The following is a 25,039-nucleotide window of genomic DNA, read 5'->3' as shown; positions in this document are numbered from 1 at the left end:
CATGAAAAAAATATTGATTGCCGCCTGTTTTATGACAGGTATGACCATCTTCGGACAAACGGAGACAGCTGCGCTTGATCCGATGAAAGATCAGGATCTGATGACCTGGTATCACAAGGACTTCTCCGCGACCAACGTGTACGGAGTGAATACGCAAAACGCGTATAAATATCTTGAGTCAAAAGGGTTAAGCCCAAAGCCGGTCATCGTTGGAGTGCTCGACAGTGGTGTTCAGGTGGATCATCCGGGGCTGGCACCCAATATGTGGCATAATCCAAACGAAGTTCCGGGCAACGGAAAAGATGATGACGGCAATGGCTATGTGGATGATATTTACGGCTGGAACTTCAGCGGTGGCAAAAACGGTGATATCGATGTGGATAACATGGAAGTAACGCGTATTGTTAAAAAATATCAGTCGGTTTTCGAAGGTCCCGATTCAGCAGCCAATAAAGCCAATCAGGCGAAAATGCCAAAGGAATTCGAGATGTACATGACCTCGAAGAAAATATTTACCGAGAAAAGCATCGCAGCCCGCCAGAGTTATGAAACGTATAAGCGTATTTATGACCTGATTCCGGTAATGGTTTCTTTGCTTAAGGACCATAATCTGACGCCGGGAAATGTCGCCCAGATTACACCAACAACTCAGGAAGAAACCATGGCGGTACAAATCCTGAAGCAGGCTGCGCTTGATCCGGGCATGGCCGGTAAAAAGCCTGCCGAAGTCCGCGAAAAGCTTGAAAAGGAATTCAAAGGTGCACTGGACTATTTCGAACCACAGGCTACCAAACAATATAACCTGGACTATGATCCGCGCGCCTCGATCGTGGGTGATAATTATGACGACTACACCGAAAAGTATTACGGAAATAACCATTACGAAGGGCCGGATGCACAGCATGGTACCCACGTGGCAGGAATTATTGCCGGCGTTCCAAACGGCAATGAAGTGCAGTATGGGGTAGGATATAAAACCGCTAAAATCATGACCGTACGTGCCGTGCCCGACGGTGATGAGCGCGACAAAGATGTGGCCAATGCCATTCGCTATGCGGTGGATAATGGTGCGAAAATCCTGAACATGAGCTTTGGTAAGCCAGTATCTCCGGGCAAAGAAGTCGTGTGGGATGCTTTTAAATATGCCGAATCCAAAGGTGTACTGCTGGTTAAAGCTGCCGGAAATGAGAATGAAGATATCTCTGAAAATATTTATTTCCCGACGAATTACAAGAATGTAACGGATGAGAAACCCTTTGTAAACAATATGATTGTAGTCGGTGCTTCAACAAACGATAATGAATTCCTGCGAGCCGGTTTCTCCAATTACAATGGTAAGCTTGTGGACGTGTTCGCTCCGGGAGAACAAATCTATTCAACGGTGCCGCACGATAAGTATGAATATCTTCAGGGGACATCAATGGCCTCACCGGTAGTCGCAGGAGCTGCTTCGATTCTTTTGGCTTATATGCCGAACCTAACGCCGGCGCAGATTATTGAGTCTTTGGTGAAAACCAGTAATAAGTCTACGGTTAATGCCATGCTTAAATCAAACACCAACAACCGTTTTGATCTTATTTCACAGGCCGGCGGTGTCATTGATGTGCGCAATGCAGCTGAATATGCCTATACGCATTTCTATAAACCAACGCCTACGAAAATAGCACCAGCCAAGAAGAAAAGAGCACGTGCTAAGGGCAGATAATTCTTAAATGAAATTAGCTAAAAATCCGGTTCGCCGGATTTTTTTTGGTCATGGCACGGTTTTTTGTACATCAATGCTATACTTAAATAAAATACTATGAAAAAGGTACTATTAACAGGAATATTGGGATCGGCAGTTTTAATGTCGTGTTCTACTGCTAAAACTGCCCAGTCCAACCGGGCAGATTTTCTGAAGATGAAAGGTGACTGGGAGATTACCAGCGTAAATTATGACCGCAATTACAAAGTTAAACCTTTCGACGAGGGAGCAGATGCACAATGTTTTGTTGGGAGTCACTGGAGGCTGATTCCGAACAACTGGTCCGGTTCGTATACGCTGACCGGCGGAGGTGCCTGTCCAAGTGTGGTACAGCCGATCAAGTTTGAGGTGGTAAACGGCAACGAATTCCGTTTCAAGAAAATGCTGGAAGGTTCCAAGGCTAAAGCAGTTACCGAAGGATATTCCCTTAATCTGGTGAGTCAGACCACAGATCAGTTTTCACTGGAGCAGAACGTGCCTGCCAACGGAGAAATGGTACGCATCGTTTATAATTTCGAAAGAACCTCGATGAGATAAGAATTTTTTAAATCAAATAATAAAATTAGAAGACAATGAAATTTTTTAATAAAACAAATATCGCAGCTCTGTTCATCTCCGGATCTCTGGTCATGACGAGTTGTGAATCCGTAAGAAACGCAAACAACCAGCAAAAAGGAACTGTAATCGGAACTGCAGCCGGTGCCGTGATCGGGGGAGTGCTCGGTAACAATATCGGTAAAGGTAAAAATGCTCCTGCGGGTGCCGTGCTTGGTGGAATTGTAGGAGGTGTGGCCGGTAACGTGATTGGCCGCAATATGGACAAGCAGGCGAAAGAAATCAAGGAAACACTGCCTGGTGCTGAAGTAGAGAGAGTAGGTGAAGGGATTAAAGTAACCATGAAAGAAAACATGGTGAATTTTGCCTTTGACTCTTCAGAGCTGAGTGCCGCGGCGAGAGCCAACCTTGATAAATTGGCACAGGTACTTAAAAACAATCCTGATACTAATATTAATATTTATGGGCACACGGACTCGAAAGGGAAGGCGAGCTACAATATGGGACTTTCTGAGAGACGAGCCAATGCGGTGAAATCTTATTTAATCTCCAAAGGTATTTCTTCCTATCGCATGTTTGCCATGGGTATGGGCCAGGATGATCCTATTGCCACCAACAGTACGGACGAGGGACGTGCGCAGAACCGCCGTGTGGAGTTTGCGATTACTGCAAACGAAAATATGATTAATGATGCTAAAACCGCACAGTAAATCATACCTATATCATAAAAAGGAATCCGCTTCGGCGGATTTTTTTGTTTAATATTCAGTATTTTTGCGGCTCACTTTTCTAAATGATAAAAAATTACCTTAAGCTGCTGCGGGTGGAACAATGGGTGAAGAATTTATTTGTCTTCGCGCCGTTATTCTTTTCCGGTAAAATTACGCACGGCGATCTTTTTTTGAAAAGCGTACTTGCTTTTATCGCTTTTTGTCTGGTGGCGAGCAGTATCTATATCATCAATGATTACTCCGATATTGAAGCGGATAAAAAACATCCTGAAAAGAAAAAGCGGCCGCTGGCAAGTGGGGTCATTTCCAAGTCTGCAGCGAAAGGCGTTTTCGGTGGCATCCTGATTATTTTGGTGGGAATGATTTTGGGCATGCAGTCGTATTTAGGAAATAACATCTGGAAATTCGCGGTCATCATCGGATTTTATTTTGTGATGAACCTTTTCTATACTTTCCGGCTGAAGCACGTGGCCATTGTCGACGTAAGCATTATTGCAATTGGATTTGTTTTAAGGGTCCTGGCAGGCGGATATGCAACCGGTGTTATTATTTCGCAGTGGGCCATTCTCCTCACTTTCGTCCTGGCTCTGGTACTTGCCTTAGGAAAAAGAAGAGGAGAACTGATCAATTCCCAGCTGGATGGCCCCACGCGCAAAGCCCTGGATGGGTATAACGTACAGTTCGCTGACATAGCCTTGTCAATCAGCTGTACACTGGCGATTGTCTGCTACGTCATGTTCACCCTGTCGCCGGAAGTGCAGCAGAATTATCATCCACGCGTTTTTTATACCGTGATATTCGTCGTATTTGCTTTTCTAAGGTATCTGCAACAGACGCTCGTTTACAATAAAACCGAGTCTCCTACAAAGGTGGTGTACCGCGACCGTTATATTCAGGTAACGCTGGTGCTTTGGCTCATTGCATTTTTACTCCAAATTTATTTTAAGAATGAAGCGGGATTTCAAGGTTAAGGTAAGCAATTGGGGGAATTACCCAATGGTGGAAAAGGAGGTTATAGCGGAAGACAATCTTATAAAGATTAAAGAATACGTTCGCACACGGCAGCAGATTATTGCAAGAGGGAACGGCCGGTGCTATGGCGATGCTTCTCTGGCAGAACATATTTTCTCTACCAGCCGGCTCAACAAGTTCATCAGTTTTGACCGGTTGAACGGCGTTATTGAGTGTGAATCCGGCGTACTGCTTTCCGATATATTGGCGGTGGTGGTTCCTCAGGGTTATTTTCTGGCCGTCACGCCGGGTACTAAATATATTACCGTGGGTGGCGCGATCGCCTCAGATGTGCATGGCAAGAACCATCATGCTGAGGGCAGTTTTTCTGATTACGTCCTGAGTTTTGAGTTAATCAACAGTGAAGTGGAGGTTCTGACTTGTTCCCGCGAAGAAAATGCCGATTTATTTTGGGCCACTGTCGGCGGAATGGGGCTAACCGGAATTATCCTCTCTGCAAAACTGCAGTTAAAGAATATTGAAACCTCATACATCCGGCAGGAAACTATTAAAGCTAAAAACCTGGACGAAATTTTCCAGCTATTTGATGAAAGCGAAAACTGGACCTACAATGTAGCCTGGATTGATTGCATGCAAAAAGGGGAGAATATCGGCCGCAGTCTCATGATGCGTGGCGAGCATGCCCTGCGTGCAGAATTGTTGCCTAAGCTGCAGAAGAATCCGCTGGCTTTAAAGAAAGATCACATTGCTACCTTGCCTTTTTATTTACCTGAATTTCTGCTCAACTCTTTTTCGATTCGTCTGGTTAACTGGTTCTACTACCGTAAACAGAGTTCTGACTTTAAGGCAAATATTGTTCATTACGAACCCTTCTTTTACCCGCTGGACGTTTTAGGTGAGTGGAATAAAATGTATGGTAAGAAAGGCTTTATACAATACCAAATGGTGCTCCCCAAAAATTCCGGGAAGCAAGGTATGCGTGAAATTCTGGAAACTATTGCCCATAGCGGCAACGGATCTTTTCTGGCCGTGCTGAAACTTTTTGGAAAGCAAAACCAACACGCATATAACTCTTTTCCGATGGAAGGGTACACGCTGGCCCTGGATTTTAAGGTGAATAAAAAACTGCCGGCTTTGGTTCAGGCGCTGGATGCAATCGTAGAGAAATATGGTGGGCGGATTTATCGCACAAAAGATTCCATGAGTAAATCTTCGCTGACTTCCTATTTAAAAAATGTGGAAAACACGCGATTTTCGTCGCTTCAATCTGAAAGAATTCAGCGTGGCCTCTAACAGCTTTTCTGCTTTAATTAATTTTAGAAAATTATGATTATACTCGGAAGCAATTCAGAAGTTGCGCAGGCATTCGTGGAGCGTGTGTTACAGAGCGGATTTCGGCCAAAAAATATTCACCTGTTTACTTCTGATACTGAAACCACTGAAAAATTTGCCCGTCATCTCGAGGTGAAATATATTCAGCAAAGCAGTATTCATCAGCTTGACCTTTTGCGACAAGTGGATTATAATCAACTTGAAACTATTTCAGGCGAATTGCTTTTTTGCGCTACAGGATATCTTGGGCAGGATACCGCTGAAGGACTTTACAATATTAAAAATACGGAACGTATCATCGATATCAACTATGCGAAATTAATTCCTGTTTTAACATTTTTCGCCGGGAAAATGGAAAGACAAAGACACGGAACCATGATCGTGCTTTCTTCAGTTGCCGGTGATCGCGGGCGGCAGAGTAACTTTATTTATGGCAGTGCGAAAGCAGGTCTGACTGCTTATCTGAGCGGCTTGCGTAATTATATGTCGGCCCGAAAGGTGCATGTACTCACCATCAAACCCGGGTTTATGGACACCAAAATGACCGCCGGCGTTCAGCTGCCAAAACCTTTAACCGCAACACCTGCACAGGCTGCTGATCATATATTTAAAGCCTATAAAGCCGGAAAAAACACAGCGTACGTCCTGCCGGTTTGGTTTTTTATTATGACGGCCATCCGAAACATTCCGGAGTTTATTTTTAGAAAAATGAAACTGTAAGATGAAGAAGTTATACTGTTTCGATTTTGATGGGACACTAACTTTTAAGGATACCATGTTCGGCTTCCTGAAGTTTTATGATAAAAAGCGGTTTTACTTTAATTTCCTCAGGCATGTGCCTTTATTTGTGTTACTAAAAGCAGGTTTGCTTCCCGCGTCAAACGTGAAGAGAAGTTTTATCGCCTCGTGTCTGAAAGGAGAGTCAGAAGAAAGCATTGCTCGGCAAGCACAGTTATACTGCGATCTTAATTTTAAAAAGCTGATGCGTCCCAACGCGTTGGAATTTATTCAGCAAATGGATCCACAAACCAGAGGTGTTATTGTTTCTGCCTCCCTTGACCTTTGGGTAGCTCCTTTTGCGAAACGGTTAAATCTGGGTTTGCTGGCAACGCAGGCAGAATATAAAAATGGATGTTTTACCGGGCATTTCGTGGGCGAAAACTGCAACGGTGATGAAAAGGTGAACCGGCTCAAAACCTATATTGATCGGAAAGACTTTGATAAAGTGATTGCTTTCGGTGATACAGCCGGCGACAAAGCAATGATGGAGTGGGCAGATGAGGCACACTTTAAATTTTTTCACTAAATTTAGCCTCCGTTAAATTTTAATCAACAAATCTCAGCAATGGAAAAAATATATTTGGATAATGCAGCAACTACGCCGCTGTCCGAAGAAGTCATCAGTGCTATGGTGGATGTACTGAAGAACAATTATGGCAATCCCTCATCGCTTCACAGCCTGGGGCAGGAAGCCAAAATTCTTATTGAAAATGTACGACGTCAGGTAGCAGATTATCTTCATGTAACGCCCGCTGAGATTATCTTTACTTCCTGCGGAACCGAGTCCAATAACATGATTATCAAATCATGCGTTAACCATTTGAATGTGGAGCGTATCATCACTTCACCAATGGAACATAAGTGCGTGGCCGAAACGGTACTGGATATGAAAAAACGCCGCGGGGTAGAGGTAGTGTATCTTCGTCCTGATAAGAAAGGTGACCTTGATTTAAATAAACTGGAAGAGCTGCTGCAGAATTCAGATAAGAAAACGCTTGTTACACTGATGCATGCGAACAACGAAATCGGTAATATGCTGGATATCAAAAAAACAGCGTTGATCTGCAGGGAGCACGGTGCATTGTTTCATTCGGATACGGTACAGTCTATGGCACATATGGAATTGGATTTCTCCGATATTCCGGTTGATTTTGCTTCTTGTAGCGCGCATAAATTCCATGGACCGAAAGGAAGCGGGTTTGCGTTTATCCGTAAATCATCCGGCCTGAAAGGAATTATTACGGGTGGTCCACAGGAAAGAAGCCTGCGTGCCGGAACTGAAAATGTGACCGGAATCGTAGGTCTTGGGAAAGCCTTGGAACTTTCTCTTGCTAATCTGGATGCATACCGCGATCACATTAAAGAAATTAAGCAATATGCAATCGATCAACTGCGTGCACATGTGGATGGCGTGAAATTCAACGGTCGCAGTGCTGAAATGGATGCCAGTCTCTATACGGTTTTGAATGTGCTGCTACCATTCCATGATCCGATGATCGGTTTAAAATTAGATATGGCAGGAATAGCCGTTTCGCAGGGAAGTGCCTGTTCGTCGGGTGCCGCAAAACCATCAATGGTCTTGATGATGGTAGTAGATGAAGATGAAATGTCGCGATCCACACCTTTGCGTGTTTCCTTCAGCCACATGACCAAAAAGAGCGACATCGACGCACTTGTCCAGGAGTTAGTCAAAATAAGCAAGACTGAAGTTATTGAAAAAACAGATGCTGCTCATTGATAAATGGAGCTGGCAGTTTGGTAAAATATTTGTAATTTAGTCTTCCTCTAAAACGCAAAACATAAAAATTATATAAAATGGCATTAGAAATTACAGATCAGTCGTTTAAGGAAACGGTTCTGAACTCAGATAAACCAGTACTTGTAGATTTTTGGGCAGTATGGTGCGGGCCTTGCCGCATGCTGGGACCGATTATCGAAGAAGTTGCTACAGATTTTGAAGGCAGAGCGGTAGTAGGAAAAGTAGATGTGGACAATAACCAGCAGGTTTCTGTGGACTACGGAATCAGAAACATTCCTACGGTTTTAATCTTTAAGAATGGCGAGGTAGTAGATAAAGTTGTAGGGGTGGCTTCCAAAGAAGTCATCAGCGAAAAACTTTCTGCACACCTGTAGAAAATAATCACCTTGATAATGAGAGCTTTCCTTTTGCGGAAAGCTTTTTTTTGTGAAAACATTTGGAAAGCTGCATAAAATCTGTATTTTTGCACTCACCAAAACACAGGAAGTGTTTGTTGGTAAAGCGCAGAAGCAGAAAAAGTTTATCAATACTTTATAATATAAAATTGATCCGGTAGTTCAGTTGGTTAGAATGCCGCCCTGTCACGGCGGAGGTCGCGGGTTCGAGTCCCGTCCGGATCGCTTAAAGTCCTTCAGATTTTTTCTGAAGGATTTTTTGTTTAAAATGTATTATCTTTAATATCAGAACTATACGCTTACTCTGAAGGTATATGCTATACTGAACTTAACGTCGGAAAACCATAATTATCGATAGGCTGCAACGACATTTAATCGAAAAAAATGCACTACGTCTATCTGCTATATTCTGCTTCGAAAAATGTTTATTATAAAGGCTATTCCACAGATGTCACAAACGGCTGCAATATCATTTGCAATCGAATACTAAATATACTTCCTCTGCTTTGGACTGGAACATTGTTTACAGCAAGTCTTTCACAGAAAAAGAAGCAGCACTGGTTGAAGAACGAAGGCTCAAGAAGCTAAACCGCCGCTCACTTGAAAAATTAATCAGCGAAAACAGAACGATAGAATAAACATCGCTTCAATCTATAAAATAATAAGATGTCGATAGGTGCACAAAGCACGAATGCCATGGTACCTTAATTGCTTGAATCCAGTGATTATTTTAAACCGGGTCGCATGGAACATCATTACTTTTCGGGAATTTTTGACAAAGCTGTAAAACTTCTTTATATAGCTGCTGCTATCATTTTTGCGTTATGGTTTGCGTATGAGGCGGTCGCTGTACTATTTCTTTTTTTTTTCGCTGTTGTACTTACTCTTGTGCTCAACGCACCCGTCATGTGGCTGGTGAAACGGAAGATACCGCGCACAGCGGCAGCGCTGCTAGTTTTTTTCGCGATGCTTCTTTTTCTTGGATTGATCGGGTATCTCGTTGTGCCCAAAGTGCTGGAGCAGGCAAGTGCAGTGGTAAATAATCTCCCGACGTATTACACAGATTTAAAAGGGCAGTTATCCCGCTTGCTTGCAGATTACCCCTCATTACAGGATAAACTCCTCAGCAGTTCAAACCTCCAGGAAAGTCTGCCGTCGATGATGCAGATCCTGCGAAACGTGGGAAAGTATTCTTTTTCCATCGTCGGTGCTATCTTTTTATTGGTGATGTTTTTTAGCATCGTTTTATACATGCTTATAAAACCAAAACCCTTGATAGAAATGTATCTACAGTTTTTTAAAAAAGAAAAACGCGGCAAAGCAGCACACGCCTTGGCCCGCGCTTCCACCATGATGGTAGGCTGGATGTGGTCCAATCTGGTGGTTGGCTCCATGGAAGCGGTGGCAGTATTTATATTTTTAAGCTATATGGGCGTTCCGGGCGTCTGGATCTGGGTAGGTTTGGCTTTATTCGCTGAAATGGTTCCGAAACTGGGCTTGTATATCATGGCAATTCCGCCTGTACTCATCTCCTTATCATTGGATCCGATGACAGCGCTGTGGGTATTGATATTTTATCTTGTTTTAAATGAAATAATGGGCGATTTGGTGATGCCGCGCGTGCGGGCTTCCACGATGGACCTGCATCCGGTGTCGAGCTTATTTGTAATGCTAGCAATGGCGAGTGTCTTCGGCTTATTGGGTGCTTTAATTGCAACGCCGCTTACTGCTTTTATCAAAGCCTATTATGAAGAATTCTTCCTGACGAAAGGTTCTGAAAAAGAATTACAGCAGGAGGTAGATGTTGTTTTAAACCGCAAAACTTAGATACCCTCATCTTAAGATGCAATTCTAATTTAAATTTTCATCTTTAATTTGCAGAAATAGAAAAATGTTCTATATTTGCACCAGCTAAAACGGCAGCACAGACGCTCACGAAGTTTATCAATACTTTATTATAAAAAATTGATCCGGTAGTTCAGCTGGTTAGAATGCCGCCCTGTCACGGCGGAGGTCGCGGGTTCGAGTCCCGTCCGGATCGCTTAATCCTTCAGATTTTTCTGGAGGATTTTTTGTTTTAAGAAAGGCTGGTTAGAATGCCGCCCTGTCATCTCGTCAAGGGTTTGACGAGACGGGTTTCGAGTTTCGACCAGATTGACTCGCTCGGCGTTTTTTATAGAATCTTCGCTGAGCGATCATTATTCTGATTTCTTGTATTTAAAATCCGATGGGTCTGAAATTGGTAATTTTAAAAAAGAAATCTTTTATTATCATGCATCTAAGCTTATAATACATTATCAAAAAAGAATTAACGCTGCCAAACTTTTTGATGAAGTGCTTTAATCTCGTTAAGCATTTCGCCAACGCCCGGACCGCGCACTATAATGTTTTTGATGATTTTCTCCACGGGTAGGAAGTAAACAGGTCCGTCTGGCTGTCCGGCTTCCCGCTGCCATTCCGTTGACTGCTGCGCAGAACTCAGATAAACTATCGTTCCGACCTGCGCCCAGCCATGCGCACCGGCGCACATCGGGCAATGCTCGCCCGTCGTATAAAGTGTAGCGGAAGCGCATTCTTCAGGTGTCAAATTTTCAGCAGCCCATAAAGCTAAATCAAACTCGGGATGTGCCAGCGCCGTTTTTTCATTAATCTTATTTCGCGCCTCTGCCCGTATTTTTCCATCAGCATCCACAAGTACAGAACCAAACGCATGATCACCTGCGTTTACAGCTTCTTCAGCCAGTTCCAGGCATCTTTTCAAGTAAGGAATGTCATGGGATTGAAGTGATTGAGCCATATCTTTTAGTAATACTTATTATTGATGCTTCAGCATATACTGAATGATGGCAAGCCTGCTATCGGAGCGCGGGTCAGCAGTATCAGTAACAACAGGATACGTTTTTACAATGTCCGGATTTTCAGGCGTGAGGAAAGCCATATTGGTTTCGCCACCGGTTAACAGGAAATCCGCCAGGCCGACATGATATACTTTTTTCGGATCGATGGTCGTACCCTTTATTTTCCAGACTTTTTCGGCAGGATTATAAACCACCTTTTCAGAGTACTGTAAAAAGCCGCCCGAGCCAGTGTTAAGACGGCCTTCTTCCAGCGTTCGAATGAGCAGACTGCCCTTCATATCTACTTCTACAATACTGCCGCCGTAAGGAAGCGTGCGAATAATATCATATTCCGTGATGGGCATCTGCAGAACATCGTCGACGCGGATAGAGCCGGAATTCAGCAGAATCACCTCTGCTTTCGGTGTCGCTTGCTCCATCGCTTTCACTACCAGCTTCGTCAGGTTCGTTTGACCGCTGCGGATCATTTCCTCGCGTCCGTCCAGCGGTTCACCCTGCTGCCTGATGATTCGCTTCGCCTGAAAGCCCAGTGAGGCGAAATTTTGCTCACCGATATCCATCCATTTTTTAACGACAACGGCTGTTTCCGGGTCTTCCGGGATTGATTCATCAATCATTCGCAGTTCCGGAACCACGGTTGTTTTTTTATTTTTAACATCAATCGTCAGGTAGTTTACATAGGCTGATCTCGCATTTGCGTGTGCTTTGGTGATGTAAATATCATTCACTTTTTCAAAACGCATATCATGCTCGTGACCGCCCAAAATCATCGCAAATCCCGGTACTTTTTTCGCCAGCGCCATATCTTCTTCAATGGCCAGGTGCGTTAGCGCCACTACTGCGTCACAGGAATCTTTGATTTGGTTATATAACACATCAGCTGCCTTAAATTCATCCGTATATTTCACATACGGAGCTTTATTGAAGGGAATCGTCAAGCCAATAATGCCAATTTTTGCTTTCGTACCGTCGGCGTCCTGCACGTCAATATAGTAGGTTTCGGGAAAGGGTACAGCACCGGACGAAGTGATTTTAACAAAAGGCGCGACACCGCTGTTTGTTTGGTGAAATGTGTTACTGGCAACCCAATCGAAGTTAGATTCATTAATCCGGTCCTGAAGTTCATTTTCTTTAATGTCGAATTCATGATTTCCGAAGACGGCCAGATCCAGCCCTGCTGCATTGAGTGATTCCACCATTTGTTTTCCGCGAATGCGCTGGCCTTCGTATTTCAGGCTGTTATAGACGGACGGACTTAAGAAGTCACCGGCCATCACCAAGAAAGTGTTCGGGTTTTTTGCAAGTTCCTGTTTCTTTAAAGTAGCCACCTGCGCAACACCGCCGACTTTCCCGTTCTGTAAAGGTGCGATTTCGTACACGTCATTAATCTGCACAAAAGTCACCGTTATTTTTCCATCATCCTGAACGGACGCAACCGAAGCTGTTTTACAGGAGGTTGCCAGTAAACCAATGATACAGGCAGAGGAAAGAAAGCGCAATTTCATCATGCTGAATTTTATTACCACAAGATATTAATTATTCACCGGCGGTACAAAAAAGTCACATCATTACGGTGAAAAATACTACTGGCTGAGCCATATTTTAAAAACCACCATAAATGACACATGATTGCGCAGTTAGTTGTAGCAAATACGAAGTAAACAAATGATAAGTTTATTTTTCCGTCATGATAAGGTCCTGTTTATACTAAAGCGACCACAACCTGCGCATAAACTGTAAGGCATTTTCAAAGGATAGATTTTCGGCGAGACGAGCCCCAATACGTGCTGCAAACTCCTCCGTTAGCTCCGGATATCGTGCCGCAGATTCATGTGCGGGAAAATAAAAGGGAATGCGCGACTTATCCGGATGGCTTTTGGTGTAGAAATAATCTGCGCCATAGCATACACTGTGTTCACCTCCTAAGTTTATTCCATGGGCAAGATGATCTGCCAGGGCTTCTTCGTGATCGGGATTGACAAAAGCGCGCACAAAGTTTAAACCGATCAGACCTTTACGGTGAATGATTTCCTGGGCGAGTTCATCCGGCAGGTTACGGGCATGCCCATACACTGAACGGTAATTGGAATGGCTGGCCAACATGGAAATATCCAGGTTTTGCTTCACGATATAATCCAGTATTCCGTAAGCGAGAGCGTCACTAGTGTGGGAAAAATCAACCGCAATGTTACGCCCGTGCAGATAATCCAGCAGAGCCATTCCGTCATTTTTCAGGCCGGCGGAGGAAAAGTTGCCGCCGCCGAAGCGGTTCTCGGCATGATGCGTAAAACCAATGTAGAGCGCAGGCCCAGCTAATTCCAGCAGCCGTTCAAAGTTTTCAAATCCTTGTTTCAAAGGGATATTTTCATCGCAGAAAGCGGAGCCGTTTTCAATGGCTGCAAGCATTCCTACATTAGAATTCTTTCCAAAACTTGCCACATCCTGGGGAGGGAAAGCATACCATTCGTTTTCTTCTTCCGCCAGCCGCCGAAAAATTTCTGCCTGTTGCAGACCGTAGGCGGCACTTTCGGGCTGGGTAGGCGCAAAAATCGCCATCACCTGGAGTTTTACATTTCCCTGCTGAAGATCGGGTAGGGCACAACCGATTTCTGTGGTGTCGTTGAAGGTGGTGTTTTCGCGCGTCAGATAACTGAGTAAATCACAGTGGAGGTCTATAATAGGTAAGCTCATCAGGTTTTTAGTAAGTTGGGTAAAGATAGGGAAAACAAAGGGTGACAGTTTGAGGAAATGTAGCTTTGACAAGCTGAGGCTTACCGTACTGCGCAATGATAGCGAGTTCTTTAACTAAATTAATTTAAGTTGTCATGATTATTAATTTATTTCTGGCGGCTATCTGTATTTTATAATTTACAATGCTGTGGAGTATTAACCCTGGATGTTTGTTATGGTAAGGTAGACCCGACCAAATCTCTCTTTCCTCTCCAGTATAGCCCCGATTGAACGACCTGTTCGAGCTCTGCCGCGCCGGCGGCAGCCGGCGAGGCAAGCGAGTAGTGAAAGCGGGACGGTTCTCCGGCAGGTGCGGAGCCGCCCTGCTCCTGAAAAGATTAATTCCGTAATTTTGAGGCATGAATCAAGATACCATTTGTGCGCTGGCTACTGCTAACGGGGTAGGTGCACTCGGCATTATTCGGCTGTCCGGGCCACAGGCTATAGCGATTGCAGCGCGGGTTTTTCAGGGGCGCGACCTTACGGCGCAGGCGTCGCACACGGTGCATTACGGCTTTCTGAAGGATGGCGACGAAACTGTGGACGAGGTGATGGTATCTGTTTTCAAAGGGCCAAAAACCTTTACGACTGAGGATGTTGCAGAAATTTCCTTTCACGGCTCACCGCATATTGCCCGACGCATTCTGGAAGTGCTGGTGAACCACGGCGCCCGCCTCGCGAAAGCAGGAGAATTCACCATGCGCGCGTTTATGAACGGCCGTATCGACCTGTCGCAGGCGGAATCGATTGCGGACCTGATTGCCTCGGAAAATGAAGCTTCGCGCAAGGTGGCGCTGAACCAGCTGAAGGGCGGGATTACGCAGGAGATTTCGGTGCTGCGGCATGATCTGCTGAATTTTACCTCGCTGATCGAACTGGAGCTTGATTTCGCGGAGGAAGATGTGGAGTTTGCAGACCGTAAGTCTTTGGTGCAACTGATTCACCGTTTGAAAGCCAAAATCCAGAGCCTGACCGAAAGTTTCCGCTATGGCAACGCGATTAAAAATGGCGTAGAAGTAGCCATTGTGGGCAAACCCAACGCGGGCAAGTCCACGCTGCTGAATGCACTGCTGAAGGAGGAACGCGCCATTGTATCTGATATTGCGGGCACAACGCGGGACACGATTGAGGAAGTGCTGCATATTGACGGCACGGCATTTCGGTTCATCGATACAGCGGGCATCCGGGAGACGAGGGACGTGATCGAAGAAATCGGGGTGAAGAAAGCGCGCGAGAAAATTGCCTCCGCCAAAATCGTTCTGTATTTGTTTGATGAAACGGACAGTATGGTGTCCGAAGTTATTGATTTTGTGCAGGAAATTTGGCGCCAGGATATGAAGATTATTTTGCTGCAGAATAAGATGGATCTGGCAACACACCAGGACTCGGCGTTTGCACAGCAGATTCAGTCGGCGCTGATGCCGGAAAAAGTGCAGACGTATCTGGGAATTTCGGCACGAAACCAAACCAATGTGGAACTGATCAAGCACGAACTTTCGGACTATGTGGAACAGCTGAAGGACCAGGAAAGCAATGTAGTGATCACCAACCAACGGCACTATGACGCATTGCGCAAATCATTGCAGTCCGTACAGCAGGTGGAGGACGCGGTAACCGCAGGTATTCACACGGAACTACTGGCGTACGAACTGCGTGCAGCCCTGGAGCATTTGGGTGAAATTTCCGGTGAGTTTACGAATGATGAGGTGCTGGGCAATATTTTTTCGAAGTTCTGTATTGGTAAATAAATGATATCATACCCGGGTCTTTCAATAGAGACGGCTTGTTCTCCACCAGAAAAACGGTGCATGGGCATGAAATGAAATGCAGTGAGAAAAATGTGACGTATCGCGGACCGGAAGCAGGCTCAAATAAGCAGCGGGATTAGCTATATATCGCGGATGAATTTGTCTTGAGATATCCGACGGTGCTACCGACGATATTTTGGATGTTTTCCGAAGTTTGCTGAATTTTGTAAGGGATTAAACGATGGCCGCAGTGGCTGAGGGTATGGATTCAGTATTTCCTAAAACAGCAAGACCAGGAGATTACTTTATGTTTCTGCCTTTAAAGTTACTGTCTTGTCCCTTTTTTTATCCAATATACAATTCTATTTGTATGACGGTCTGCGTGGTCAGTAATATCACAAGCAGTTGCTCCGCGGAGAAGCATCAAAGTGTACGGGTTTCGAGTATCTGATTACAGATGCTGCTGAAAATAGCTTGCCCAATCGCAGCGGCAAGGGCAGCGCGCAAGACAGCAGGCCTCCGCTATATAAAATTCAGTAACTTGGTACGCGACGACAGGCTCACAGACAAGCTGTTACAGTGAAACTTTCTCAGGTTTGCAGGTGTGATGACGGTAATGGTCCATACACTATAGTCGGCATATCCGTGCCTGGGACTGGGCTTTGACCCGCCTTTGGCCTGCATGATCCGGAGAGAAAAAAAGAAAAGATATGGCAAGACAGGAAGGCCCTGTATTTTTAGAAGGTACGCTGGGCGGCATTAATTTTTACATTTCAGCAGGCATGCCGCTGGCGCGCAGTGCAGGTGGCGGCTTTACGCGCAAAGCCATCAAAGAATCGCCGCGAATGGAAACTGTTCGGCAAAGCAACTGTGAATTTGCAGCCTGTTCGCTGGTGAACAAAGCTTTTAAACAGGCGCTGCAACCGTTCCTGCTGCCCAATAAAGACGGAACGCTGCACCGCCGCCTGATGCAGCTATTCCTGCGTATCAAAGATAAAGACCCGGCAGCAGAAAAGGGCAGCCGCACCGTGGCGGGCGGCCTTACTACCGCAGAAGGCCGGCAACTACTGCGTGAATTTAATTTCTTACCTGTATCCTCGCCCGTTGCTTACCAGTGTACGTTCAATCATGAAATGCGCTGTTTTTCTGTTGAGCGGACCAGTCTGCAAGTCCAGGACGCTGATGTTCACGCGGAAGTCCTGGCAGGAATGGTCCGCTTTGATTTCGAAACCTGTGTCTGGAACCGAATATTGGCTGAGCCTGCGCGGATTGCTGAAATGGAAGCAGGTTTCCTGACACCCGCATTGGCTCAGATTCCCGCCGGGGAAGGCCCGCTACTGGCGGTTGTACAGATTACCAGCATGCGCAGCACAGGCGATATCTGCGCGGCTCATCCCGTTTTCCTTGGTATCGCGGAGGTTCAGCGCGATTAATTTTTGCGAACGAAACCACAAAGCCCGCTGTAGCTCAATTCTGGCTAAACTTTTTGTAAGTTAAGCAATTATGATTCTTGCATCCTCCATTTCGCGAACCATATTTGATGTGCAGCAGCGCACGTTGTGTCTATAATACGGCAGGCGCAGCATACGCTTTGTTATCAGATTCCTAAAAAAAGGCGATATCTTTCTCTGCAGGTATTATTAACCACACCCGCATCGAGAGCGCTGGTTTCCGGTGTTGTGTCGCGGAATTTTGAAGCAGGCCCCGGGTGGTAATGGGGAGAAAGTGAGAGGCAAATATTATGAAAGACCATTTATTTTCAGCTTTCCCGATAAAAAACAATTCAAACGTTTGATTGATTTTTTCTGAAAATGTGGTATCTTTGCACCCTGAAAAAATCAAAAATATGATTTCCAAGGAAGAACATCTGATGTTGCATGCCGAAGCGCTGTTTGCTGAGAGGGGTTTCGACGGGACTTCGATTCGTGACATCTCCAATAAAGCCAAGGTCAATGTATCCATGATTTCCTATTATTTCGGATCCAAAGAAAAGCTCTTTGAAAAAATATTTGAAGTACGTATGAATGAAAGTCTTTCTTTCAGCAAAGATATTCTGGCAAACGAGACACTGAATGCGTGGGAAAAACTGCGCATTATAATCAGCCGTTATGTGCAGCGTGTACGTACTCTCAAAACTTTTTATCTGATTTTGCAGCGCGAGCAACTCCGCAATGCGAACACGCGGATCTCCACGATGATTTCCAAATCGAAGCAAGGTTTTCTCCGAATCTATGCGGAACTGCTGGAGTCCGGATACGAGAGTGGAATTTTCACGCGAAAGCCAAGACTGGAATTTCTGCACAGCACCGTATCGGGGACTGTTTTCACCGCTTTAAATCTTTTGCCTATGTATCAAAGTTATCTTGAGGCCGGCCCTGATTATGAAGAACAGTATTTCGCAGATCTCAACACCCATCTTAGTTCCATATTAAAACACCTGTTAGGGCATGAAGAAAATAAATAAAATAATGCTGGCAACCGCGCTGTTGCTTGGCACAGCTAATATGCCGGCACAGCAAACGCAGGCACTTAGTCTGGACGAGGCAGTGCATCTTGGTATTCTGCATTCCAAAAACCTGAAAATCGATGCGGCTCAGGTGCGGGAAGCAACGGCGCATTACCTCGAGGCCAAAAACAGGCAGCTCCCCAGCCTTACAGTATCAGGAAGTGCACTGGCGCTGGCCAATGCAGACGTCAACCTGATGATTGCGCCGCCGGCGCAACCCGGCGCTGCGACACCCAAAGCCAACTCTGCTTTTTTCGGAAATGTATCGGCATCGCTGCCGTTATTTTCCGGCGGCCGGATCAGATACGGAATTCAATCCGCCGAATATTTGGTGGAAGCGGCTCAACTCAGTGCGGAAAACAATCAGACCGCCATTGCGTACACCGTTGCACAAGCGTATAACAATCTGTTCAAGGCTCATCAGGCCATCAAGGTACTTACCGAAAACCTTTCGGCCTCAGAGAACAGAGATGCTTCTTTGGCGAAACTGGAGAACAACGGTATTATTGCGCGAAATGACCGGCTGAAAGCGAACCTGCAGACCTCTGAGATTGAACTGCAGCTGCTGGAAGCACAAAACAACTACCGCATCGCCAATATCAATATGGATCTGCTATTGGGTCTGCCGGAAGAAACGGAAATTTCGGTAGATGAGGGTTATCTTCTTGAGGGCTCTGATACACAAGAGGTTTCCTATTACCTGGCACAGGCGCTGCAGCACCGGAAGGACCTACGGGCGCTGGCGTATCAAATGAAGGCATCGGACCTGGGTATTGCTGCTGCCAAGGCGGAAAATCTGCCCAGCATCGCACTGACCGGCGGATATGTGGCGGCCGCGGTTCCCAAGATCCTGACGGTTGTTAACGCGGCTAACATCGGCGTCGGGCTTGAATATTCTATTGACCATTTGTGGAAAAAGAATGCGTCGCTGGAGCGGGCACAGGCACAGCAGGCACAGCTAAGCGCGCGCGATGAACTGCTGCAGGACCAGATTCGCTTAGAGGTACACCGGGAATACCAGAATGCCAGCTTCGCCAGAAGAAAAATCAGCGTGTATGAAAAGGCAGCTTCACAAGCGAACGAAAACTACCGTGTTACGAAAAGAAAATTTGATAATGGCCTGGCCACCATCACCGAATTGCTGGATGCCGATGCGGCACAGATCGCAGCCAATGTGAATGTGGTAAATGCCCGGGCAGATGCGGCGCTGGCCTACCAAAAGCTCCTGCAGACTTCAGGAACATTCATTTTAAAATAAGAATTTACAGTGAAAACTTCTCCCAAAACTCCACTAACCGAAACAGAAAAAACTATCATGCAAGATACCCCAACCCCTGTACAACCGGAGCAGTCTCCTGTTTATAAAAAGAAAAAGAAAAGCTACGTTTTTCCGATCATTCTCGCCGTCGTGCTGATCGGCGGCGGCCTGTTTGGGTACCGTACGTACGCATTTTCCCAAAGCCATGAGGTAACGGATGACGCACAGCTCGCGGCTGATATGAGCCCCGTCATCTCCAAAATATCCGGCTATGTTTCCGAGGTAAGAGTGCAGGATAATCAGTTCGTCAAAAAAGGCGATACACTGATTGTGCTGGACAACCGTGATCAAAAAATGGCGGTGGCTGCAGCAGAAGCCGCTTTAAGCACGGCCCGGAGCAACATTTCATCCGCCCGTGCTTCCACCAGTGCCACTTCCCAAAACATGAAGTCCAGCAACGCAGCGATCGCTACGGCCAATGCCCAGATTGAAGCGGCAAAAGTGAATGTCTGGAAAACCAGCCAGGATCTCAAGCGCTACAGCAATCTGGTGAAAGATCATACCATCACCGAGCAGCAATACGAAACAGCGCTGGCCGCCAAACAGTCTGCCGACCGTCAGCTGCAGGTACTGACCGATCAGCGCAACCAGGCGGCGCAGCAAACGGGGATTGTATCTTCGCAAACGGCTGCCAGTTCAGAGCAGATCGGCGTAGCATCGGCAATGGCCAAACAAAGAGAAGTCGAAGTAGAGAATGCAAAACTCAATCTGTCCTACACGGTGATCGTAGCACCGGAAGACGGCTACGTTTCCAAAGTTCCCACTCAGCAGGGCCAGTTTGTGCAGGCGGGTGCCCAGCTTTTCAGCCTGGTGCGCAACAATACCCTCTGGGTTATTGCGAATTTTAAGGAAACTCAGCTGTCTAAAATGGTGGAGGGTCAAAAGGTTCATATTGAAATCGATGCCTTTCCGGATCATGAATTCAGCGGTATCGTCAACTCCTTTTCGCCCGCTACCGGTTCCAGTTTTTCCATCCTGCCACCCGACAATGCCAGCGGCAATTTTGTGAAGGTGGTGCAGCGGCTTCCGGTACGGATCAATTTTACCGATATTGACCCGGCGGTTGCCAACCGTCTGCGCGCCGGTATGAACGCCAAAGTAACGGTTGATTTACAATAACGGGTAATTTCCCTCGGCAGGAGTGCGCAAAAAACAGCTTTTTCACCTGCCAGCCAAACTATCGAAGATACATGCAACAGGATTCATTAGTAGAATACGGTTCGCGCCGCATTATCATTACTATCACCGCTATTATGTGTGCCTTGCTGGAGATCGTGGATTCCACGATTGTCAACGTAGCGCTGAATGAAATGAAGGGTAACCTAGGCGCTACCCTGTCTGAAGTCGGGTGGGTTATCACCGCGTATGCCATCGGAAATGTTATCATCGTACCGATGACCAGCTGGCTGTCTCAGCAATTCGGGCGACGTAATTATTTCGCGGCTTCCATTGTCATATTTACTATTTTTTCTTTCCTGTGCGGTAACGCGACCAATATCTGGGAACTTGTCTTTTTCAGGTTGATGCAGGGTATCGGTGGCGGCGCTCTGCTGGTGACGTCGCAGACGATCATTACCGAATCCTATCCGCTGGAAAAACGAAGTATGGCCCAGGCAATCTACGGGTTGGGTGTGATTATCGGCCCAACGCTGGGCCCGCCGCTCGGAGGCTATATCGTAGATAACTACAGCTGGCCTTTTATATTTTATATTAATATACCGCTGGGAATTGCGGCCACGATTATGACACTGCAGTTTGTGCGCAGCCCCCGGTTTTCCGAAAAAAGAAAAGCCAGCGATATCGACTGGTGGGGCATTGTGCTGCTGGCAATTACGGTAGGCTCGCTGCAATATATTCTCGAGCGCGGCCATGAAGAGGACTGGTTTGACAGCCGCGTGATCGTTTTATTCACTTCGATGGCGGTGATTGGCTTTATACTGTTTCTGTGGCGGGAACTTACCTGCAAATACCCGATCGTAGAACTGCGTGTATTGAAAAACGGAAATCTGCGTATCGGGACTATTATGTCATTTGTTTTAGGTTTCGGCCTGTACGGATCCACCTTTATAGTACCGCTGTATACCCAGAGCATCCTGGGCTGGACGGCACTGCAATCGGGAGCCCTGATGATACCAGCCGCGGTAACGACCGCGGTAATGATGCCGCTGATCGGCCGGCTGCTGACCCGCGGCGTGAAACAGCAACTACTGGTTTCTCTCGGATTGCTTATTTTCTTCATTTACAGTTTCTGGGGTTACAAAATACTGGGGCCCAGTACGGGCAAGGACGATTTTTTCTGGATGCTGATCGTGCGGGGAGCCGGTTTGGGCTTATTATTTATCCCGATCACCTCGCTGGCACTGTCGACGCTGCGCGGTCAGGAGATCGGACAGGGAGCTGCTTTTACAGGCATGATGCGTCAGCTCGGGGGCTCGTTTGGCATTGCGGCGATCACGACGTTTATCGCAAATCAAACCGTAAAACACCGCGCGAATCTGGTTGAGCATCTGGATGCTAACAGCTTCGACGTGCAGCAGCGGCTGGCTGCCCTGAAAGCTGGATTGCTGCAGAAAGGCTACTCCGCTGATCAGGCGCTGCAGGGTGCTTATAAAATGCTGGATCTCAGTGTGCTGAAACAGGCATCGGTGCTTTCGTATATGGATGTCTTTTTATACCTGGGCGTGCTGTTCCTGATCTGTATCCCTTTTGTGCTTCTGGTGCGGGAATCGAAAGGCCGGGAGCCCATTGACGTAGGTGACGCGATGCATTAATCCTGATCGCGTTTGCAGCAGGAGATGCGGAATCAGTATCTTTACCAAGCCGCGGCAGCCCCAATTTCTGTAACAGCTGAAAGAATACCGTAAGGCAAAAAAAGCAGCAATATGACTCCAATCGATCTGAAGACGTGGAAACGCAAAGAACATTTCAATTTTTTTTCCGGCATGGCGAGTCCTTTTTTCGGAATCACAGCTGAAGTGGACTGCACAACGGCCCATGAAAAGGCTAAGCGTAACGGCGAATCTTTCTTTGCTCATTATTTACATAAATCGATGCTGGCCGTCAATTCTGTGGAGGAACTCAAATACCGAATCACCGGTGAAGAGGTCGTTGCTTTTGACAAAGTCCACGCCGGAGCTACGATCGGAAGGCCAGACGGCACTTTTGGGTTGATCTTCGTGCATTTTTCCCCGGATTTTGAGACGTTCAAACGGGAATTGGAAAGCGAAATTATGGCCGTCAAAAATTCAAACGGCCTGCGACTTAATAACGAAGATGCCAAGATTGATTTGGTCCGGTACTCCACGATACCCTGGACTTCCTTTACGGCGCTGTTGCATCCGAGCCGGCTGGACAAAAGCGAATCTGTCCCGAAAATCACATTTGGAAAGTTTACGGTGCGCGGTGACCGCAAGTTCCTGCCTGTGTCGGTTGAAGCCCATCACGGGCTGGCAGACGGCTTTCATTTAGCAAAGTACTTAACAACTTTTCAGCAGGAACTGGACCGTTAATGTCTCCTAACAACACGCAGTAAAGCCGGCAGGGCAGCTGTACAGGCAAAACGAATAGGGGCCAGACTTTGCAAACGTTGTTACAGACTGCATTTTTGGATCGTTTTTAGTCTGACAGGTACAAATTACATTTTATAGCCAGAAAAATCCCGTTCTCATCGCCTCTTAACCTTGAGCGTTTATCTGACACGGCATAAAGTCCGGTTGTCCGCCAATTACAAAAGTTGATGTGTGGAAAAATCTTTTTTTAAGATAATGAAAATTAAGAAGAACAGCGCAAATTAAATTATAGTGAGCAGCTCGTTCAGTTAAACGCAGATTTTCCCAAGTGTTACCGGCTGCCTTTTTGTATCTTTTTTTATCCTTCCTTTAAAGTTTGTTATTTTTTTTACCTTAAAAAAGCTGGAAATGAAATTATTTTTTGTTATCATCGTAGCTCTTGTCTTTTGTTCCTGCAGTTCAGCTGTTAAAGATGAAGGCACCGCTAAAGCTATCAATAGCGCTGATCCGGTTGATGCCGTACCAAAGTCCACAGCAGATACTGCTGCCAAGTGGGAACATCAAAATGTAATTTCACAGGAGCACATCCTGTCAGTAGATGTTGAGGATAGAAATATTTCAGTCAAGATCACTAATGTTTTCCCTGAAGAACTGTTTTATGGTGCTAAATTCATTTTTGAACGGTTCCAGAATGGCAAGTGGCAAAAAGTGGATTATGTCAGAAATTATGGAATTCCAAGCATAGAATATATTCTTAAACCTGGTGAAACACGAACGCACGCTTTTTCTTCTAAGGTTTTCAATAAACCACTTTCAGAAGGGAAGTATCGCGTCATAAAAGAATACAATTTCAATGACAAACCAGATAGGAAGGGGATCAGAGAGTTCAGGATTGAAAAGGACAACGCTGCCAGTGCAGAAAATAATCCAGCACCGCAAAACGCTCAGCCGGAAATAACCGGAAAAGACCTTTCCGAGGAAAATCTTCTGTCTGTTAAGGTGGAAAACCAATCAATAACGCTCACGCTTACCAACACACATGACCAGCCTATATATTACGACTCCTATCTCATATTTCAGAAATGGAACGGAAGCCAATGGGAAAAGATTGATTTCACTGATATCTACATTTTTGTAAGTATGGAGTATGTATTGCTTCCCGGAGCAGAAAGAACATATCCGTTTCCCCTGACCTCATTTGCGGATCAACCTGCCTGCGGAAGATACCGGGTGATTAAAGGATATTATTTTGCAGATAAAGTGAGAAGAGAGGCAGTTAAAGAATTCGATATACAGGCGGCCGGCACGCTGTGTTTAGTATTTCCTGCAATTGTTAAACGCGGGGATCTCATGGCGCAGAAACCCCTATTTTATTCAGTGATCAACTACGCGGAAGATCCCTACCTGACCGGAGATCGTTTCTTTTTAGAAAGAAGAAAAAAGGATGGCAAGTGGGAAAAAGTGAAGTTAGAGGGCGGCTTGGTACATGATATCGGTTATAAAATAAACCCGCAGACGGAAAGCAGCCGTATTAAAATGCATACCTATCTTTTGAGAAACCTTCCGAACGGCCATTATAGAATTTCCAAGTCCGCCGCTGAATATCCGGGCAAAAAAGAAATAACGCTACAGGCGGAATTTAAGGTAACTGAGTAAGTTGGCCTGTACGAAATGTTTAAAATTTAGATTTGCTTTAACCGCTGAAAACAATAGTGCTGCTATGCAATCTCTGTAATGCGGCACGATATAAAATCGTTTCGCGACTGTTGATGCGTACTCCGATTCCAAACGGTCTATCAGGAATGTAAAATATTGAGAATATAATCGAAAATGGGGCAACAATGTAAAGGGTCGGGACTGGTACGATTTGGAATGGTATATCAGAAAAGGTATATCATTGAATCTTGATTATTTTCTCGAAAGAGCTAAGGACATTGGCGACTGGCATAAAAACAGCACTTCAGAAGAGGAATTCAAAACATTACTGGCAAATCGGATTTTCAGTCTTAATTTTGATACTGCAAAAAAGATGTAGAAAGGTTTATACCGAACACCAAAGCGGTGGACATTTGGTCAGCAGTGTATTTTAGCGATTTGGTAAA

The 25,039-nt window shown here is 45.7% G+C and carries 21 protein-coding genes, 2 tRNA genes and 1 pseudogene; 21 read left to right on the top strand and 3 right to left on the bottom strand.

The window, feature by feature from the left end:
* Position 1: 1 nt before the first annotated feature.
* The 12 genes from MVI27_RS07515 to MVI27_RS07460 all read left to right on the top strand — a co-directional run bounded on the left by MVI27_RS07515 (position 2) and on the right by MVI27_RS07460 (position 10,309).
* Positions 2-1,705 (top strand): S8 family serine peptidase, encoded by a 1,704-nt coding sequence (locus MVI27_RS07515; RefSeq protein ID WP_246960243.1) that lies wholly within the window; start codon positions 2-4, stop codon positions 1,703-1,705.
* A gap of 96 nt (positions 1,706-1,801) precedes the next feature.
* On the top strand, positions 1,802-2,281 hold the full coding sequence (locus MVI27_RS07510; protein WP_246960242.1) for a lipocalin family protein: 480 nt from the start codon (positions 1,802-1,804) through the stop codon (positions 2,279-2,281).
* 35 nt (positions 2,282-2,316) lie between these two features.
* Positions 2,317-3,009 carry a YiaD family glycine zipper/OmpA-like lipoprotein gene (locus MVI27_RS07505; protein WP_246960240.1) on the top strand — a complete coding sequence of 231 codons (693 nt, stop codon included), beginning with the start codon at positions 2,317-2,319 and terminating at the stop codon, positions 3,007-3,009.
* An 86-nt stretch (positions 3,010-3,095) separates the two neighbouring features.
* Positions 3,096-4,001, top strand: a complete 906-nt coding sequence (locus MVI27_RS07500; RefSeq protein WP_246960388.1) for a decaprenyl-phosphate phosphoribosyltransferase — start codon at positions 3,096-3,098, stop codon at positions 3,999-4,001.
* Complete coding sequence (locus tag MVI27_RS07495; RefSeq protein WP_246960237.1) at positions 3,979-5,295, top strand: FAD-binding oxidoreductase; 1,317 nt, start codon at positions 3,979-3,981, stop codon at positions 5,293-5,295. The genes MVI27_RS07500 and MVI27_RS07495 overlap by 23 nt, the downstream gene beginning before the upstream one ends.
* A gap of 33 nt (positions 5,296-5,328) precedes the next feature.
* Positions 5,329-6,054, top strand: coding sequence for an SDR family NAD(P)-dependent oxidoreductase (locus tag MVI27_RS07490; protein ID WP_246960235.1), 726 nt, complete (start codon positions 5,329-5,331; stop codon positions 6,052-6,054).
* 1 nt (position 6,055) lies between these two features.
* Complete coding sequence (locus MVI27_RS07485; RefSeq protein ID WP_246960232.1) at positions 6,056-6,640, top strand: HAD-IB family hydrolase; 585 nt, start codon at positions 6,056-6,058, stop codon at positions 6,638-6,640.
* Positions 6,641-6,679: 39 nt separating this feature from the next.
* Complete coding sequence (locus tag MVI27_RS07480; protein ID WP_246960229.1) at positions 6,680-7,852, top strand: cysteine desulfurase family protein; 1,173 nt, start codon at positions 6,680-6,682, stop codon at positions 7,850-7,852.
* 77 nt (positions 7,853-7,929) lie between these two features.
* The gene (trxA, locus tag MVI27_RS07475) at positions 7,930-8,247 is read left to right on the top strand and encodes a thioredoxin (RefSeq protein ID WP_246960226.1); all 318 of its coding nucleotides are present in this window, start codon (positions 7,930-7,932) and stop codon (positions 8,245-8,247) included.
* 172 nt (positions 8,248-8,419) lie between these two features.
* Positions 8,420-8,493: transfer RNA gene (locus MVI27_RS07470), tRNA-Asp, on the top strand.
* A gap of 519 nt (positions 8,494-9,012) precedes the next feature.
* Complete coding sequence (locus MVI27_RS07465) at positions 9,013-10,095, top strand: AI-2E family transporter (protein ID WP_246960223.1); 1,083 nt, start codon at positions 9,013-9,015, stop codon at positions 10,093-10,095.
* 140 nt (positions 10,096-10,235) lie between these two features.
* Positions 10,236-10,309, top strand: a tRNA-Asp gene (locus MVI27_RS07460).
* A gap of 267 nt (positions 10,310-10,576) precedes the next feature.
* Here MVI27_RS07460 and MVI27_RS07455 read toward each other — a convergent pair.
* The 3 genes from MVI27_RS07455 to MVI27_RS07445 all read right to left on the bottom strand — a co-directional run bounded on the left by MVI27_RS07455 (position 10,577) and on the right by MVI27_RS07445 (position 13,817).
* Positions 10,577-11,065, bottom strand: coding sequence for a nucleoside deaminase (locus MVI27_RS07455; RefSeq protein ID WP_246960220.1), 489 nt, complete (start codon positions 11,063-11,065; stop codon positions 10,577-10,579).
* A gap of 18 nt (positions 11,066-11,083) precedes the next feature.
* Positions 11,084-12,634, bottom strand: a complete 1,551-nt coding sequence (locus tag MVI27_RS07450) for a bifunctional metallophosphatase/5'-nucleotidase (RefSeq protein ID WP_246960217.1) — start codon at positions 12,632-12,634, stop codon at positions 11,084-11,086.
* Positions 12,635-12,833: 199 nt separating this feature from the next.
* Positions 12,834-13,817: a dipeptidase gene (locus MVI27_RS07445; RefSeq protein ID WP_246960214.1), complete on the bottom strand. Its 984-nt coding sequence runs from the start codon at positions 13,815-13,817 to the stop codon at positions 12,834-12,836.
* A gap of 398 nt (positions 13,818-14,215) precedes the next feature.
* On the opposite strand from MVI27_RS07445, the gene mnmE reads away from it, so the two are divergent.
* The 9 genes and pseudogenes from mnmE to MVI27_RS11950 all read left to right on the top strand — a co-directional run.
* On the top strand, positions 14,216-15,604 hold the full coding sequence (gene mnmE, locus MVI27_RS07440; RefSeq protein WP_246960211.1) for a tRNA uridine-5-carboxymethylaminomethyl(34) synthesis GTPase MnmE: 1,389 nt from the start codon (positions 14,216-14,218) through the stop codon (positions 15,602-15,604).
* Between the two features lie 710 nt (positions 15,605-16,314).
* Positions 16,315-17,037 carry a hypothetical protein gene (locus tag MVI27_RS07435; RefSeq protein ID WP_246960209.1) on the top strand — a complete coding sequence of 241 codons (723 nt, stop codon included), beginning with the start codon at positions 16,315-16,317 and terminating at the stop codon, positions 17,035-17,037.
* A gap of 413 nt (positions 17,038-17,450) precedes the next feature.
* Complete coding sequence (locus tag MVI27_RS07430) at positions 17,451-18,068, top strand: TetR/AcrR family transcriptional regulator (protein WP_246960206.1); 618 nt, start codon at positions 17,451-17,453, stop codon at positions 18,066-18,068.
* Complete coding sequence (locus tag MVI27_RS07425) at positions 18,052-19,368, top strand: TolC family protein (protein WP_246960203.1); 1,317 nt, start codon at positions 18,052-18,054, stop codon at positions 19,366-19,368. Before MVI27_RS07430 ends, MVI27_RS07425 begins: the two co-directional genes overlap by 17 nt.
* A 57-nt stretch (positions 19,369-19,425) precedes the next feature.
* Entirely contained in the window at positions 19,426-20,547 is a 1,122-nt protein-coding gene (locus MVI27_RS07420) for an HlyD family secretion protein (RefSeq protein ID WP_246960200.1), read from the top strand.
* Positions 20,548-20,618: 71 nt separating this feature from the next.
* Complete coding sequence (locus tag MVI27_RS07415; protein ID WP_246960198.1) at positions 20,619-22,199, top strand: DHA2 family efflux MFS transporter permease subunit; 1,581 nt, start codon at positions 20,619-20,621, stop codon at positions 22,197-22,199.
* A gap of 111 nt (positions 22,200-22,310) precedes the next feature.
* Positions 22,311-22,937: a chloramphenicol acetyltransferase gene (locus MVI27_RS07410; protein WP_246960196.1), complete on the top strand. Its 627-nt coding sequence runs from the start codon at positions 22,311-22,313 to the stop codon at positions 22,935-22,937.
* Between the two features lie 408 nt (positions 22,938-23,345).
* Complete coding sequence (locus tag MVI27_RS07405) at positions 23,346-24,593, top strand: immunoglobulin-like domain-containing protein (protein WP_246960195.1); 1,248 nt, start codon at positions 23,346-23,348, stop codon at positions 24,591-24,593.
* A gap of 184 nt (positions 24,594-24,777) precedes the next feature.
* Positions 24,778-24,972, top strand: a pseudogene (locus MVI27_RS11950) (hypothetical protein); the annotation flags it as partial.
* Positions 24,973-25,039 lie beyond the last annotated feature (67 nt).

Source organism: Chryseobacterium salipaludis, from assembly GCF_022968825.1.
Taxonomy (GTDB): domain Bacteria; phylum Bacteroidota; class Bacteroidia; order Flavobacteriales; family Weeksellaceae; genus Kaistella; species Kaistella salipaludis.
Note: the sequence above shows the minus strand (reverse complement) of the source record. Positions and strands in the feature narration are given on the sequence as shown.